Here is a 15925-nt window from a genome sequence, read left to right as displayed (position 1 = left end):
GCAAAGAATTAGGTGGGAAGGTCTCGATGAGGATTACTGATTTGCGTCTTTTTCACGCAAAACGTTCTCTGGGAATTCGGCGCTCGTACTACCGGATTCGCGACGCAGATTTGCCCCGGTTCCACGTTTGGCACCAAACGGAACGACCATCGCACCACGTGCTTTCAACTCTTCGTTGATCGTGTTTCGCATGTTACGCACCGTGCTTTGCAATCCAGGTTCGTTAATCAGGTTGTGCATTTCGTGTGGGTCGTTCTCGAGATCGTATAGTTCGTCCGTGTCCCAAATACCGTGATATTGAATGAACTTGTATCGATCGCCACGTAACGCAAACATGGTCGGCGTGTGTGGGAAGTTCCATTCCCAGTAATACTCATAGAGCAAGTGCTTGCGCCAGTCCTTCGGATCCATCTTGCCACTGGCAATCGGCAGAAAGCTTTGGCCGTCCATCTGCTCGGGCGTTTCCATGCCTGCCATGTCGAGAATGGTTGGGCCGATGTCAATATTCGCCACGACAGCGTCGACCGTACTGCCTTCTTTCAACATGCCAGGGGCTTCGATCACGAGAGGGACTCGCATCGACTCTTCATAAGCGTTTCGTTTGTCGATCAGCCCGTGCTCGCCGAACAGGAAGCCATTGTCCCCCATCAGCATCACCACGGTGTTGTCGTCCAGATCGTGATCCTTCAGGTATTGGCGAACTCGACCAACGCTATCGTCGACCGCATTCATACAGCGGCAGTAGTCGCGGTAGTATTCTTTGATGTTCAGCGAAGAGTGATACGGGAAATCGACCCCGTGCCAACTATTGCGTTGGTTCTTCACCCACATCGGCTTGCCTTCGTAGTTTTCGTCGGTATCCGGCTGCGAGGCTGGCGGCTGAATATCGACGTCCGAGTAGAGGTCTTTATGACGTTCCGCCGGAATAAACTGCGCGTGTACCGCTTTGTGCGACAAGTACAGAAAGAACGGCTCTTCGTGATTCAATGTGTCGAGCCAGTCGATTGCATAGTCGGTTAACTCGTCGGTGATGTATCCCTTCTGCGGCACTGAATTGCCGTTAACGTTCAAGGTCCACTTCGGACCAGGCGGTAAGTAATTGCCCTGGCCACGGAAGCTTACCCATTGATCGAACCCAGGTCGCGGCGCGTCGGTCCCGCCACCCATGTGCCACTTTCCGAAGAAGCCGGTTTTATAACCGAGCTTTTGCAGGTATTGCGGAAAGAAGATCGTATCGCTCAGGTCGGTATGGTTGTTGTCGACCACCCGATGATTGTGCATGTACTGGCCAGTTAAGATCGACGCTCGGCTCGGTGAGCATAACGAAGTGGTCACGAACGCGTTGGTAAAGTTCGCTCCCTTCGCGGCCATCGCATCGAACTGCGGCGTCTTCAGAAAAGGGTGCCCCATGAATCCCATCGCGTCGAACCGCATGTCGTCGATCAGAATGAAGACAACGTTTGGCTTCTTGGCCGTTTCGGCAGACACCGCTGTAGTGGCAACCAAGGAGACGAAAAGTGAGAGTAGACAATACTTCACGCACGAAAGCCAAACTGAAGCGGACTGCGGGCGGGGAGAGTCACAATGCATGGTGGGACCTTTGAGGCTGTGGCAGCAGCGAGGCTGGTCGTCGAGTTTATAAGAAGTTTCGACAAGAAGCGGAAATCCGCTCTTGGCGCATTGTGATCCATGGAGGATGGGCAGTCAATTCCCGTAACGACGCCACTAGTGTGCCTGAACAGCGCATTATGGCAAGCACTTGCGGAAACCGCCCGATCGAAAGTGCCGCATCAAGTCAATGTTAAGGTCGGTGATGGTCTCTGTTCGGCAACGTTCGGTTTCGCCGCCCGTCTATCCATTGACGAGAATGGGGCCCGCTCCTATTCTTCACGAAGAGGCATGACGCGTGCCTTTTGTTGCTCTGCTTTTGGAATAGCCTCGATGAATCGTTGCTCACGATTTATCAAAACCGTGTTGATGCTGGCGTTGCTGGTGAACGCGAACGCGCCGCTGGTTCATGCTGCCGTGGATACCTCACTGGCCGCAACTTCTCCGAGCGTTATTCACGCTCCAGGCGATTCCCACCACGACCGAGTTATTCAGATCTTCGGCACGGTGCTACCTGATTCCGGTATCCGCGGCGATATCGAGAACTCTGGCCAGAAGTTGCTCAGCGATATTCGCTCGCACATTAGCAGATGTCTTCCGTTCGGTTTCGAGTTAGCCATCGCAATTGCGTGTTGGGATTCGTATCCGATTCAAGTCGTTGCGTGCGACGCGTCGCTGCTTTCTCATAAGACCCGCTGGCAGATTTAACGTTGGCCTCTTCAGCCTAGCCAACGTTCTCTTGCATTCTGCTTCATTCTTTATTGACGGCCGACCAGGCACTGCCTGAGCCTTCGCGCCGATTTTGGGTTATTAATATGAGCATCACGACACCAAAACCTTCGACGGATCCTGCTGGCACGGCAAAACCTACGAAGCTGGACCATGTGAAGTCACTCGTCGCCTCTGGTGAGTTTGCCAAGGCGTTAAGCCTCGTTCAGATTCCTGGCACAGACTTTCTACTAAAAAATGCCAAGGGGGTTTGCCTGTTGCGATTGGGAAAGTTTGACGCGGCCGTTCCTTTGTATCGCGAGATCGTCTTCAACGCAGGCTGCGTTTGGGTGCGGCCCGAGGTACCGACCTTTTATAAGGTGAACTTCGCCACCGCCCTGATTCTTTCCGGTAACATCGACGGAGGTTCCAATATTTTGGCCCAGTCGATGGACGAGAATAACGAAGCAGCGCTCCGCCTGCAGGCGTGCGTGCAGCGCTGGCGACGAAGTTATCCACTCTGGAAAAAGATCGTCTGGGCGGTCGGCCTTGGCCCGGCGAATAACGCACCGTTGACGCTCGATTTCGAGCCAGGTGTGTTCGAAGATAGCGTCGTTTATCCTCTCTCGCGAACGTAGGTCAGTCATTCGTACGGGTTCGTGAAGAAACTGATCGCGCGACTTGATGCCAAACTAGTCCCGCGATCAGCACACCGATGCCCACCAGCCAAACGTCTCGCTGTACCCAGAACGATAGCGAGAGACACGCGACAAATCCCAAGACTGGGACAAATCGTGGATAAAGGCGTTCTTCCGGTTTCATTGCCAACGCACAAGCATTCGTGATCGTGTAGTACACCAAAACGGTGAACGCACTGAACGACCACGCCAGCTTCACGCTTCCCAATAAGACAATTGTGCCGATGATCAACGCCACGAGAACCGTCGCTGGACCAGGCACACCGCTGTTCGCTTGAACCCGGGCAAGGAACGGCGGAAAGTCGTGACGCCTGCCCATTGCCAGGGCGACACGCGAGAGACCGAGGAGCAGGTTGAGCAGCACGCCTAACATCGCCGTGATCGCACCAATAGCCACAAGGGTCGAAATCCCAGGGACTTTATACTCACGAGCGATCGACTCCAACGGTGCGGCGCCCGATTGGGTGAACTCGGCAAACTGGCCAGCACCGACCGTTTGAACTCCGACGAGCGCGACCAGAAAATAGATCACCATCGACACCGCCAGTGTGACGATAACGGCAATGGGGATCGTCCTTCGCGGCTCCTTCACTTCTTCGCCCAGCGTGGCGATTCGGCCATATCCGGTGTAGGCCACAAACATCAACCCTGTGGCTTGCGCGAAGGCGACCCAGCTGAAGTCTTGCGGAACGATTCCTTGCACGTTGAATACTGCTTGCGGCTTCGCCAGCATGCCAACAACCACGAACCCACCCAGCGCGACCAAAGTCATTCCCACAATGACGGCGTTAATTTGCGAAGACCTCTTAATTCCCCCTAAGACAACCACCGTTAAAAGAACGACAGCAACCATCGCCACGGGGACGAGCATCTTGTCTGACGCAATTCCAAGCCAAGGAAGCAGATACCCGGCGAAGCCCAAAGCTGCAGTCGCTGCGGAAGCCGACTTCGCCCACAGAAACATCCATCCCGCCAGGAACCCCAAGCGAGGCGTCAGCCAGTGGTAACCATATTCGTAAGTCCCGCCGCTTACGGGATGGCTCGCGGCGAGTTGAGCGCTGCTCAAACCATTGCAGATGGCGACCAGTGCCGCTACCACGATCGCCCAGACAACACTGGTTCCAGCAACCCCAGCACCGATTCCGATACTGACGAAAACGCCAGTTCCCAGAATGGAGCCGAGCCCAGTGATCACCGCTCCAGGGATGCCAAGTTCACGGCGTAGCTCAGTTGAAGGGTGCGACATGCAGTGGGGTACAACCAGCAAAGTTCACGATGGAAATGGCGGGGAAAGACCCAGCGAATCAGAAAGGTCCGCAGGCGAGTCCTGGTATCTTACCCGGTACTCAGTCGGTGAGATCCCCAGGTGCTTCCGGAACTGTTTGGTGAAGTAACTGTGGTCGTAGAACCCACACGATGTGGCAATTTGGGCGACGGATGCTCCAGAGGCGAGCAATTCATGACAGGCCGCATGTAGACGAACGCGCAGAATATACTGCTGCGGCGTCATGTGATAGGTGGCCTTGAACCGACGATCGAACTGGCTGATCGACAAATGAACCATCTGAGCCAGTTCGTCAACGCGGATCGCATGTTCGTAGTTCCGCAGCACGAAACTAACGACCTGTTCGAACTCGTTGAACAGTCGCGCGACCGATCGAGCCTTTTCCAGATCGCGCATGACTCCGGCCAAACCAACCACGTTGCCAGCGGCCGAGAGCAAGGGAATCTTCGTCGAGACAAACCATTTCAACTCACCAGGTTCGCCTGGAACGAGCCAAATTTGATTCGGCAGCGACTGATTGGCATCCATCACCTGGCGATCTTCCGCCATGTACCGTTCGGCCAAATATCGCGGATGAATATCCAGATCGGTCTTCCCGAGAAGTTGCTGCTCGGACTCGTAACCGCGCATTCGCCACAGGTTTTCATTGGCGGCGACGAAACGTCCTTCCGTGTCTTTAACGTAAAGATAGACGTCGGGAAGGTATTCAAATAAGCCTGCTAGGGCAAGTTCTCCACCGATGCGTTCAGTCATGCTCAATCATCCAAGGCGACGGGTCATGCGCACATAATACCATACATTGCGGAAAAATCCCTAGCCGTTTACGTATCGGGCACACTAGATTGAATGCGCGGTCGCCAGCGTACCCCATATGTATGGCGAATCCTGCCTTCCTTCATCCAATCTTCAACTCTCCTTCGGCGCCCAGCCTTCAAAGAGCACGCCATGTTTACTTTTCAGGGCCGTGGCAAATCGGTCACCTGCGACGGAGCCACGCGCCGCGACTTTCTGCAAGTAGGTAGTCTCGGCGCCCTCGGCCTGAGCTTGCCTCATCTGTTCGCAGCCAAAGCTCAGGGAGCCGTCCGTCCCAACCACGACGATCGCAACTGCATCATGATCTTTAACCTGGGTGCCCCCAGTCAGTTGGATCTGTGGGATATGAAACCTGATGCTCCGGCTGAAGTGCGTGGACCGTTCAAGCCAATTGCCACGAACAACCCAGACCTGCAGATCTCAGAGATCTTGCCGCACCACGCCAAGATCGCCGATAAGTTCTCGCTGGTTCGTTCGGTCCATCACACGGGTGCTGCAGTACACGATGCGGGTTGGCAGATGATGCAAACCGGCAGACTCTTTTCCGGAGGCGTGAACACGCCCCATATTGGCTCGGTCGTCAGCTTCGAGCGCGGTCGCAAGACCGATCTGCCAGCGTTCGCGGTGCTGCCTCAGTTGATGGGACGTGGCGGTGGCAATATGCCCAACGGCCAGGCGGGCGGTTTTCTGGGCAAGGCGCATGATCCGTTCTCGTTGAATGCCGATCCATCGCAAGCCAACTTCAAAGTTCCTGACCTGCTACCACCGGTCGAAATTGATACGAGTCGCCTGGAGCGTCGTCGGCGTATTCGCGATCTCGTCGATCAGGCCGCATCGAATTTCGAGGCCAGCGAGTCGGCTGATCTGCTGGGAAGCAATTTCGAGGCGGCGTTCCGCTTGATGACGAGCCCGAAGGCTCGCGAAGCGTTCGACCTCTCGAAAGAGCCGACCAAGGTTCGCGAACGTTACGGCATGAACCGCTTTGGTCAGTGCTGTTTGCTTTCGCGTCGTTTGATCGAGAATGGTGTCCGATTCGTCACCATCAACACGTTCCTGACCGTGTTTGATGAAATCACCTGGGATATTCACGGATCGAAGCCATTCACTTCGATCAGCGGCATGAAAGATATCGTCGCGCCTCTTTACGACCAGGGCTATTCCGCGCTGATCGAAGACCTGGACCAGCGTGGGCTACTCGATTCGACATTGGTTTGTAATCTCGCCGAATTTGGTCGAACGCCTCGCGTGAATCCAGCCGGAGGACGCGACCACTGGCCACAGTGCTTTACCTGCGGGTTCGCTGGGGGTGGCGTCCAGGGTGGACGTATCGTTGGCGCCAGCGATCCGATAGGTGCTGTCCCCGCGGATCGCCCTGTGCAGCCTGCCGACGTTGCCGCGACAATTTTTCATAGCCTTGGCTTCGACATGGAAAAGACACTGCCAGGCCCCGGCGGGCGTCCTTTCCCAATCGTCGACTCCGGTCACATGCCGATTCACGAACTGTTTTAGTCTCCAAGAATTACCAGCCCCATGCGCACTTGTTTGAACTTCCTGCTTCTCCTTCTGCTGCATCTTGCCGTGATCGGTGGCGGATCGGCACTGGCCGACGAATCTCAATGGACCGTCTTGCCGCAAACAATCCATCTCGACGGACCAAGGGCCCAGCAGCGAATCATCCTGCAGCGTTCTTCGGGTGACGAACTTTTTGGGGAGATTCAAAACAAGGTCGCTTGGCGTATCGAAGGGGATCAAGTTGTAAGAGCCGAAGCGGGCATTCTGCGTCCCGTGAAGAATGGAAATGCAAAGATCGTCGCGGAAGTCGACGGAAAAACAGTGTCCGCTGAGGTGACCGTTACGAACCAGGATGCCGCGTCGACCGTGCAGTTTCGGCACGATGTGCTGCCCATCTTTGCGAAACGAGACTGCAACTCCGGTGGCTGTCATGGCGCTTTGGCGGGTAAAGGAGGCTTCCGCCTTTCGCTGCGAGGGTACGACTCAGAGTCCGATTACTTCAATATCGTCAAGCAAGATCAAGGACGCCGCGTTGAACTTTCGGCGCCTCAGGTAAGCTTACTGCTTACCAAACCGACCACCGCCGTTCCGCACAAAGGAGGTTTGAAACTTCCGGCCGAGAGCGAAGACTTTCAGATTCTGGCCGATTGGATTGCTCACGGTGCGGCGCCCCCCACTACCACCGATGCCCGGGTAGAACGAATTGAAGTGTTTCCGGCAGCTTCCATTCAAACTGTCGGGCAACGCCAAACGTTGGGCGTTACGGCCTACTACAGCGATGGGACCTCACGCGACGTAACTCCCTGGGTGAAGTGGTCTAGCACCAACGATGCCGTCGCCCAGGTCGACGAAGATGGTCACGCCACCATCATGGGACCGGGTGAAGGTGCGATTGTCGCCTGGTTTGCGAGTAAACTGGCGATTGCCCGGACGACTGTCCCGTACACGCACTCGGCATCCGAAGAAGAGATCGCCCAGGCCGACCAACGGTCGCCTCGCAACTTCATCGATGAGCAAATCGACAGCCAACTGAAAAGACTCAACCTGGTCGCCTCGCCTGCCTGTAGCGATGCGGAGTTCTTGCGTCGCTCTTATATAGACACCATTGGACGCCTGCCGACACCGGACGAGGCCCGAGCCTTCCTGGCGAACACCAAGCCAGAAAAGCGGGACGAAGTGATCGAAACGCTGCTCGCCAGTCCCGAGTTTGTCGACTATTGGTCGTACAAATGGTCCGACGTGCTAATGCTCAATGGCACGCTGCTTCGCCCCCAAGCTCTGAAAACGTATTACCAGTGGATCCATTCCCACGTCGAAAAGAACACGCCCTGGGATCAGATGGTGCGCGAGATTGTCACCGCAACCGGCGAGAGCACCGAGAACGGCGCGACGAACTTCTTCGCGTTGAATCAAACGCCTGAAGAAATGACCGAGAACGCTTCGCAGGCCTTCATGAGCTTGTCGATCGGGTGTGCCAAGTGCCATAACCATCCGCTCGAAAAATGGACGAACGATCAGTACTACGCCATGGCCAACATCTTTTCGCGCGTCAAAGCGAAAGGCTGGGGTGGCGAGGGACGCAACGGCGATGGTTCGCGAACGCTGTACGTCGCCACGTCAGGCGAACTGGTGCAGCCACGCACCGGCAAGCCGCAAGCCCCGACACCTCTGGATGGCACGCCGATCGAGTTCGACAGTCCAGACGATCGCCGCGAGCCGTTCGCCAATTGGCTGACTTCGCCCGAGAATCCGTACTTCGCCAAGGCGATCACCAATCGTGTGTGGGCTAACTTCTTTGGCGTCGGCCTGGTCGAACAAGTCGACGATCTGCGGGTATCGAATCCGCCTAGCAACGGTGCCTTGTTCGACGCCGCCACTAAGTATGTCGTTGACAACAAATTCGATTTGAAGTCGCTGATGCGGGCCATCCTGCAGTCGAACGCCTATCAGCGGTCCAGCAACGCGTTGGCTGGCAACGATGCGGAAACGCGTTTCTACAGTCGCTATTACCCGCGCCGCATGATGGCCGAAGTGCTCCACGATGCCGTGGTTCAGGTAACCGGTGTTCCGTCGAAGTTCGACACCGTAGCGTTCCCTGGAAACGACAAACAGAAGACCGACTTCTACCCTGACGGAACCAAAGCGATTCAGCTTTACGACTCGGCGGTCGAGAACTACTTCCTCAGCACGTTTGGCCGAAACCCTCGTAACATCGTCTGCGAATGCGAACGATCGGCCGAACCAACCATGGTTCAAGTTCTCCACATTTCCAATGGCGACACGATCAACGACAAGCTAAAGAACCCTGCTAGTCGCGCGGAGTCGCTTTGGCGTTTGCGACGTGAAGGACTTTCCGACGAGGCGTTGATCGACGAGATCTACCTGAGCTGCTTCTCGCGATTTCCTTCTGCGGAAAAGCGGCGCGCCCTGGTTGGGATGCTTCCGCCAGTCGATTCCCCTGACGAACGTGCGACGATCGAGGACCTGTTTTGGGGTCTGATGAGCAGCCGCGAATTCCTCTTCAATCACTAGTCGCCATGAACACCACCCACCTCATCGCTGCCAGCCTGATCGTTGCTTTGTTTCATGCTTCGTGGAGCGTGGCAGCAGAGCCCCCAACCTACACGCACGACATCCAACCACTAATGCGGAAGTACTGCGTTGGATGCCACAACGATGCCGAACCCGAAGGTGACCTGTCGCTCCAGACATACGCGTCGCTGCAAGTGAACACTTCCGAAGGGCCGCTAACCAAGTCGACCGATCCCAATGCAAGCCGTTTGATGGCAGTCCTGAAAGGAACGGCCGAGCCCAAGATGCCGCCCGAGGACGAACCGGCGCCAACCGCTGAAGAGGTCGCGTTGATCGGCAAATGGATCGAAGCGGGAATGCCTCGCGGCGACAAGCCTAGCAGTATGGGAATCGATGTCGCTCCGATTGCTTCGCACAACGATGTTCGCCCGATCCTGGCGTTAGCATTTGCCCCTGATGGGAAAACTCTTGCAGTGGGACGCTATGGCCAGGTCCAGTTATTCGCTGTCGACAACCGTGGCGAGTTCGATCTAGCGAGCCCGATGATGGAGTTGTCGGATGTGCCTGGTAAAGTGACCGCGATTCACTTTCGAGGCGATGGCAAGCGGCTGGCGGTGGCGTCTGGCATCACTGGGCTGACTGGCATTGTTTCCATTTACTCGGTGGAAGATGGTAGCAAAGTTCGATCGCTCGAAGGGCATCGTGACATGCTATACGACGCCGAGTACTCTCCCGACGGGAAGTTGCTGGCCACATGTGGCTACGACCGAAACATCGTTCTGTGGGATGCCGAGTCCGGAGAGCAGCTGCATGAGCTCACTGGCCACAACGGCGCCGTTTACGATGTCGGCTTCAGTCCTGACAGCAAGTTCCTCGTTTCTGGCAGCGCCGATGATACCTGCAAGGTTTGGCGGGTCGCCGATGCGGTTCGTCTCGATACGTTGCCGCAGCCACTCAAAGAAGTCTACTGTTGTGCGTTTACGCCTGACGGCAAGTCAATCGTCGCTGGTGGGGCTGACAACAACCTTCGCGTCTGGCAGTTTGTCGCGACGGATGGCCCAAAGATCAACCCAATGACCCAGGCCCGCTTCGCTCACGAAGGCCCTGTGCAGCGGCTTCAGTTCAGCGGCGATGGCCAACAGCTTTGGACGATCGGCAATGATCTGACCGTGAAACTATGGCGAACGCGCGACTATACCGAGCTGAAAGCATGGAACAACCAGCCTGAGTTCGCCATGGCCAGCGACACCTTGGCATCGCACCGCACGTTGTATCTCGGCCGAATGGATGGCCAGATCGATCGCCTTTCTTGGTCGCCGGAAGACTTGGCGAGCGAATCGCATCAGGCACCGTCCATCAAGCCGCTACCGATCACCGATAGCAAGACGAACGAAATAGCCGAGGCCGAAGGGAACGATCAGCCTGACAAAGCTCAAACGGTCGCGTTTCCTGCAAAGATCACCGGCTCCATCCATAACGAAGCCGCCGGGCCTGACGTCGATTTCTATCGCTTCACGGCGAAGGCTGGGCAGACGTGGGTCTTAGAAACCAACGCGGCCCGGATGAAGAGCCCGCTCGACTCGCACATTTCGGTCTGTCATCTCGACGGAACGCCAGTCGAACGGGTGAAACTGCAAGCCGTGCGTGATTCGTACTTCACTTTTCGCGGTAAAGACGATTCGATCTCGGATGACTTCCGAATCTTCAATTGGGAAGAGATGAACCTCAATCAATATCTCTACTGCAGCGGTGAGGTCGTTCGATTGTGGCTACACCCGCGCGGTCCAGATAGCGGTTTCCGGGTTTATCCTGGTGAAGGTAAGCGTTGGGGCTATTTTGATACGACTCCCCTTGCCCACGCACTAGGAGAGCCCTGCTACGTTGTCGAGCCAATCGCACCGGGCGAGACCGTCGTTCCGAATGGCTTGCCGGTGTTCACGCTTTATTACGAGAACGATGACGAATCGCGACGCACGATGGGAGATGACTCGCGACTCTTCTTCACGGTCCCAACTGACGGTGACTACTTGGTGAAGGTTCGCGATGTGCGAGGATTCGAGGGGGCTGACTTCCGCTACGAACTGTTGGCCCGCGCCGCGAAGCCTGACTTTCAAGTCAATCTGCAGACCAAGGATTTGAACATCGCTTCCGGCGGCGCACGAGAATTTGTCGTGAAGTGCAACCGCCTCGATCAGTTCGACGGCGAGATCTCGGTGACCATCGAAGGACTCCCCAACGGCTTTCAGGCGACCTCGCCCTTGACCATCGAACCAGGCCAGATCGAGGCGATTGGCCTGGTTCAAGTAAACAGCGATGCCAAGACGTTGACGGAAGATCAACTCAAACAGATCAAAGTCACGGCCACCGCGACCATCGACGGTCAGCCGATTTCGCACGAGGTGGGCGGGTTCAAGAAGATCGAGATTCGCGATAAGAGTAATCTGACCATCCGAATGGAAGCGACCGATGGGGGGGCCACGCCGTTATCTTCGGAGTCAGGCAAACCGCTTGAATTTGCGATCCATCCAGGCGAGACGATCATGTTGAAGGTGATTGCCGAGCGACCAGAGGCGAAGGGTCACGTGAACTTCGGAAACGTCGGCGCTGGTCGAAACCTTCCTTTCGCGGTGAACGTCGCAAACCTCGGACTTAACGGTCTGATGATCATGGAAGGCAGCACCGAGCGAAACATCTTCATCACCGCTCACGAGGCCGCCGAGCCGACCTCGCGGCTGTTTCACCTGCAAACCGGTACCGATGGCGGGCACGCAACGGCACCGGTTCTGCTGCACGTCTTGCCGAAACCGTAGTTGATCGCGGGCAACACCTTTAAGTAGGGCTGGCATTCAGCCTACAATGTTCGGAGCTTCTGGGAGTTTCCGAACATGTCGCGCGTCGTATCTTGCCTCTGCCTGCTTTGGTGCGGGAGTCTGCTGCTGCCCATCGCTGGCTGCGGCCCTGGCTCTTCGTCTGAGCAGTCCACAACCGTCGTCATTCTCGGCGCGGCAAGTACGAAAGATGCCCTCCAAGAGATGGCCGATGCCGCTCAACAAGTGTTGGGTGAAGACATTCAAATCGAAATCAGCACCGGGCCATCGCACGCGTTGGCTCAGCAGATTCTTTCGGGAGCGCCGGCCGATATCTACATTTCGGCGAATCAGAAATGGGCCGATGAACTCGTCGCCGCAGGCCTGACCGAAGATTCGACTGCCTGGCTGGCGAACGCGTTGGTATTGATCGTTCCGAAAAGTTCGTCGCAGAAGGTCACCACGCTGGAAGACCTCACCAACGACTCGGTTCAGCGTGTCGCAATCGCAGGCCAGAACGTACCTGCCGGGATCTACGCCCAACAAGCCCTTGCCTATCACAAGCTGTGGGAACCTCTTGATGCGGCAGGAAAGATCGTTCGCGGCCATGATGTTCGCAGCACGCTGGCTTACGCCCAGCGGGGCGAAGTCGACGCAGCGGTGGTCTATTCGACCGATGCTCGACTGACCGATCAAGTCACTGTGGTCGCCCAGTTCGATCCAGCCTCGCACGATCAGATTGTCTATCCGTTGGTGCGGGTGCAGACGCCAGAGCCATCCGAAGCTGCTGATCGCGTTTACGCCTTTCTACAAAGCGAACGGGCCCAGACTATCGCCAAGAAGTATGGTTTCGTCCCGCTGACTTCCTCCGAGAAGGGAGAGTAGCGAGTGGACTCTGACCAAATATCGGCCGTGCTTCTCAGCCTGCGAGTCTCGCTCGTGGGGGTAGTACTAGGACTTCCACCAGGCCTTTTATGCGGTTGGCTGCTGGCTCGAAAGAACTTCTGGGGAAAGACCGTGCTGGAAACGGCGATCAATCTGCCACTGGTGCTGCCACCGGTAGTCACCGGTTACTTGCTTCTGGTGGCATTTGGCCGCAACGGCTGGCTGGGGGCACTGCTACAGTCGGTCTTTGGGATCTCGATCATCTTCGACTGGAAAGGGGCGGCGGTCGCGGCGGCCGTCGTTGCGTTTCCGCTGATGGTGCGTTCGATTCGGCTGGGTATCTCGTCGGTTGATCCTACGCTTGAAATGGCGGCTCAAACGCTTGGCGCTGGGTCGTGGGATGTCTTCTGGAACGTGACGATCCCGCTCGCTCGGTCTGGGATCATCGCTGGTTGCATCCTGGCATTTGCCCGAGGGTTTGGCGAGTTCGGTGCGACTATCATGATCTCCGGGAACATCCCTGGCAAAACGCAGACGGTTCCTCTTTATGTCTACGATCAAATGGAAACACCCGGCGGTGTCGAGAATGCGACGAGCGTGATCGTTGTTTCCATCTTAATCGCGGCCATCGCCCTTCTGATCAGCGAGACGCTCGAGAAGCGATCGCGCATCGGTCCCAAGCAAGACTCAGACGGATAAAAAAAGACCCCGACCTGGCACAAGGGCCAAGCCAGGGTTCACGCAGTTTGGATTGCAACCGAGACTTACTTGGTCAGACCGGTGTGGATCTCGTTCAGTTCCTTGGCAGGGATCTTGATCACCTTACGGTCGTAAGTCATCAGGCCGTTGATTTCGCTTTCGACGTCGGTCGTTTGCGTGTAGACGGCACCAGCGATCCCCTTCTCCTTCAGCTTGCGAAGGATATCGATCGACTCCTGGTAACGAGCCTGATATTCCTTCACCGTTCGCGGCAGTCCACCGTAGCCCCAGTTGGCCTGGGTCTTCTTCCAGAGATGGGCTTCAACCGGCCAGCCGTGACCGCCGAACTCGCCGACGACCTTCACCTTGCTGTCGAGACGCTTCTGCTCGAACGGGAACGATGGGTGTGGGTAACTGTGCTGGTCCGCGACATGGCCGACGTCCCAGTAGTTACCACCGCTGGCGATGTTCACCAGGCGGCTTGGATCTCGCTTCAAGATCCACTCGCCACTCGACACCGTTCGATGCTGCCCCCAGGCTTCGTTGTAAGGAACCCAGACAACAATGCTGGGGTGATTCTCAAGCGAGTCGACCATCTCTTCGAACTCGGCCAGGTACTGGTCGTGTGCGGCATCAGGCCACTGGGCATCTTCCGGATTTGGTCGCATCCGCGTCCATGGTGGGCTTTCGCCACCGCTCACCTGATCTTGCCAGACCAGCATGCCGAGGCGATCGCAATGATAGTAATAGCGACGTGGTTCGACCTTGATATGCTTCCGGATCATGTTGAACCCGGCTGCCTGAAGGTACTCGATGTCGTACAACATCGCTTCATCGGAAGGAGGCGTTAGCAGACCATCTGGCCACCAACCTTGATCAAGCGGTCCCCAGTGGAAGATCGGCTTGCCGTTGAGAGTAAACCGCAGGTGACCATCTTCGTCCTTCATCGTGCCGACGCTACGAATACCAGCATAGGTACCGATCGAATCGATCACCTTGTCGCCTGCCTGATCGAGGACCTCGACTTGAATGTTGTACAAGTGAGGCGAATCTGGCGACCAAAGCTTGGCGTTGGCGACTTCAACCGAGATCGGATCGCCATTCGACTTCGCTTCGGCAACCTGCTTGTCACCATCGAAGATGGTCGCTTTGACCGTGACTTTGGCGTCGGCCTGACCTGACAGGGTTGGATCGATCGTGATATTGCCCGTCTTAGGATCGGTTGCGATCGTCACGTCCGAGATGTACGTGGCTGGAACTTGCTCGGCCCAGACGGTCTGCCAGATACCCGACACTGGCGTGTACCAGATGCCGCCTGGGTGCAAGGTTTGCTTACCACGAAGTTGCCATCCACCGGTTTTATCTTCGACGCGGACCACCAGTTGGTTGTCGCCTGGCTTGGCGGCGTCGGTCACATCAATCGTAAACGGAGTGCTTCCGCCCACGTGGCCACCAACTTCGGTTCCGTTCAGAAAGACGCGGCACGCATAGTCCACCGCTTCAAAGTTCAACAGGGTGCGCTGGCCATCGACTGGCTTCAAGTCAACCGATCGTTCATACCATAGCGCGCTGGTTGGCTGCAGGTTCCGCTGAACGCCAGAAAGCTTCGACTCCAGACCGAATGGCACCAGGATCTTGCCTTCCCACTGTTGCGGAATGGTGTCGACCTTTTCCGAAGTGATCGCGTAGTTCCACTTGCCGTTCAGATTCTGCCAGTTCTCGCGCGTCATCTGCGGACGAGGATATTCCTGCCACACGCTTTCAGGCGACAACTGTTCGCCCCAAGTGGTGATCAGGTCCGAAATGTAAGGCTTCTCGGGCAGGCGAGCCGCTGGCAACTGCGGAACGTTCTTTCCGTCGACGATATGCACGTCGATGTACTGCCCACCGGCATCTTGATAGGTATGCACGGCCAGAACGTTCTTACCCGCCTGCAACGCGGCGCGGCCTTCGGCCGTCATCGGGACGACTTTGTATTGGTCGGTCCACTTGTCGAACGTCGCGATTTGCTTGCCGTTCAAGTAGACTTCCGTTTCGTCGTCGTGATGAATCAACAGCGACGCGTTTTCAGGGATCGAGTCGAATTCGACTTCACGGCGAATCCAAATGTTCTTGCCGTCCCACTCTGTCCCCACGCGAGCGTTGGGCGTCCCAGCGGTACCGAAGCCACCGTAGCCTTCTTTCCAGCTACTGTCGTCAAAACCTGGCTTGAACCAATCATCGGCTGGCTTGGCAAACGAGTAGCGCCAAGGACCGTCGATCGCATGCGGATCGGCTTCTTCTGCCGAAGCGAATGCCGTGAGTGTGGTGAATAGTAAAAACGCAGCCAGCCATGGCGTGCTTCGCTCTAAGAATCGTCGTGGGGTCATCATGTATCT

General features: G+C 56.4%; 11 protein-coding genes. 7 read left to right on the top strand and 4 right to left on the bottom strand.

Going from position 1 to position 15925, the window contains the following annotated elements; genetic code table 11:
• Nucleotides 1-33: 33 nt before the first annotated feature.
• A complete protein-coding gene (locus AB1L30_RS12440; RefSeq protein ID WP_367013743.1) occupies nucleotides 34-1590 on the bottom strand; it encodes a sulfatase in 1557 nt (518 codons plus the stop codon).
• A 351-nt stretch (nucleotides 1591-1941) separates the two neighbouring features.
• Here AB1L30_RS12440 and AB1L30_RS12435 point away from each other — a divergent pair, with 351 nt between their 5' ends.
• Complete coding sequence (locus tag AB1L30_RS12435) at nucleotides 1942-2316, top strand: hypothetical protein (protein ID WP_367013742.1); 375 nt, start codon at nucleotides 1942-1944, stop codon at nucleotides 2314-2316.
• Nucleotides 2317-2492: 176 nt separating this feature from the next.
• Nucleotides 2493-2954, top strand: coding sequence for a hypothetical protein (locus tag AB1L30_RS12430; RefSeq protein WP_367013741.1), 462 nt, complete (start codon nucleotides 2493-2495; stop codon nucleotides 2952-2954).
• A 1-nt stretch (nucleotide 2955) separates the two neighbouring features.
• On the opposite strand, the gene AB1L30_RS12425 is transcribed toward AB1L30_RS12430, so the two are convergent.
• Both AB1L30_RS12425 and AB1L30_RS12420 read right to left on the bottom strand, forming a co-directional pair.
• Entirely contained in the window at nucleotides 2956-4260 is a 1305-nt protein-coding gene (locus AB1L30_RS12425; protein WP_367013740.1) for an APC family permease, read from the bottom strand.
• Nucleotides 4261-4284: 24 nt separating this feature from the next.
• Entirely contained in the window at nucleotides 4285-5052 is a 768-nt protein-coding gene (locus AB1L30_RS12420) for an AraC family transcriptional regulator (protein ID WP_367013739.1), read from the bottom strand.
• A gap of 192 nt (nucleotides 5053-5244) precedes the next feature.
• Here AB1L30_RS12420 and AB1L30_RS12415 point away from each other — a divergent pair, with 192 nt between their 5' ends.
• The 5 genes from AB1L30_RS12415 to modB all read left to right on the top strand — a co-directional run bounded on the left by AB1L30_RS12415 (nucleotide 5245) and on the right by modB (nucleotide 13547).
• Entirely contained in the window at nucleotides 5245-6621 is a 1377-nt protein-coding gene (locus tag AB1L30_RS12415; RefSeq protein WP_367013738.1) for a DUF1501 domain-containing protein, read from the top strand.
• Nucleotides 6622-6642: 21 nt separating this feature from the next.
• Nucleotides 6643-9156 carry a DUF1553 domain-containing protein gene (locus tag AB1L30_RS12410; protein WP_367013737.1) on the top strand — a complete coding sequence of 838 codons (2514 nt, stop codon included), beginning with the start codon at nucleotides 6643-6645 and terminating at the stop codon, nucleotides 9154-9156.
• 5 nt (nucleotides 9157-9161) lie between these two features.
• On the top strand, nucleotides 9162-11966 hold the full coding sequence (locus AB1L30_RS12405; RefSeq protein WP_367013736.1) for a c-type cytochrome domain-containing protein: 2805 nt from the start codon (nucleotides 9162-9164) through the stop codon (nucleotides 11964-11966).
• A 75-nt stretch (nucleotides 11967-12041) separates the two neighbouring features.
• The gene (gene modA / locus AB1L30_RS12400) at nucleotides 12042-12848 is read left to right on the top strand and encodes a molybdate ABC transporter substrate-binding protein (protein WP_367013735.1); all 807 of its coding nucleotides are present in this window, start codon (nucleotides 12042-12044) and stop codon (nucleotides 12846-12848) included.
• Nucleotides 12849-12851: 3 nt separating this feature from the next.
• A complete protein-coding gene (gene modB, locus AB1L30_RS12395; RefSeq protein ID WP_367013734.1) occupies nucleotides 12852-13547 on the top strand; it encodes a molybdate ABC transporter permease subunit in 696 nt (231 codons plus the stop codon).
• Nucleotides 13548-13612: 65 nt separating this feature from the next.
• Here the strand turns inward: modB and AB1L30_RS12390 are convergent, their stop codons facing one another.
• Nucleotides 13613-15919, bottom strand: a complete 2307-nt coding sequence (locus AB1L30_RS12390; RefSeq protein ID WP_367013733.1) for a sugar-binding domain-containing protein — start codon at nucleotides 15917-15919, stop codon at nucleotides 13613-13615.
• Nucleotides 15920-15925 lie beyond the last annotated feature (6 nt).

Origin of the sequence: Bremerella sp. JC817 (genome assembly GCF_040718835.1) — a bacterium.
Lineage (GTDB): Bacteria > Planctomycetota > Planctomycetia > Pirellulales > Pirellulaceae > Bremerella.
Note: the sequence above shows the minus strand (reverse complement) of the source record. Positions and strands in the feature narration are given on the sequence as shown.

Excerpts from the sequence above, each read along its gene's own strand:
- AB1L30_RS12425 (WP_367013740.1), bottom strand. The coding sequence starts at position 4,260 with ATGTCGCACCCTTCAACTGAGCTACGCCGTGAACTTGGCATCCCTGGA.
- modA (WP_367013735.1), top strand. The coding sequence starts at position 12,042 with ATGTCGCGCGTCGTATCTTGCCTCTGCCTGCTTTGGTGCGGGAGTCTG.
- AB1L30_RS12420 (WP_367013739.1), bottom strand. The coding sequence starts at position 5,052 with ATGACTGAACGCATCGGTGGAGAACTTGCCCTAGCAGGCTTATTTGAA.
- AB1L30_RS12440 (WP_367013743.1), bottom strand. The coding sequence starts at position 1,590 with ATGCATTGTGACTCTCCCCGCCCGCAGTCCGCTTCAGTTTGGCTTTCG.
- AB1L30_RS12410 (WP_367013737.1), top strand. The coding sequence starts at position 6,643 with ATGCGCACTTGTTTGAACTTCCTGCTTCTCCTTCTGCTGCATCTTGCC.
- AB1L30_RS12390 (WP_367013733.1), bottom strand. The coding sequence starts at position 15,919 with ATGATGACCCCACGACGATTCTTAGAGCGAAGCACGCCATGGCTGGCT.
- AB1L30_RS12405 (WP_367013736.1), top strand. The coding sequence starts at position 9,162 with ATGAACACCACCCACCTCATCGCTGCCAGCCTGATCGTTGCTTTGTTT.
- AB1L30_RS12435 (WP_367013742.1), top strand. The coding sequence starts at position 1,942 with ATGAATCGTTGCTCACGATTTATCAAAACCGTGTTGATGCTGGCGTTG.
- AB1L30_RS12415 (WP_367013738.1), top strand. The coding sequence starts at position 5,245 with ATGTTTACTTTTCAGGGCCGTGGCAAATCGGTCACCTGCGACGGAGCC.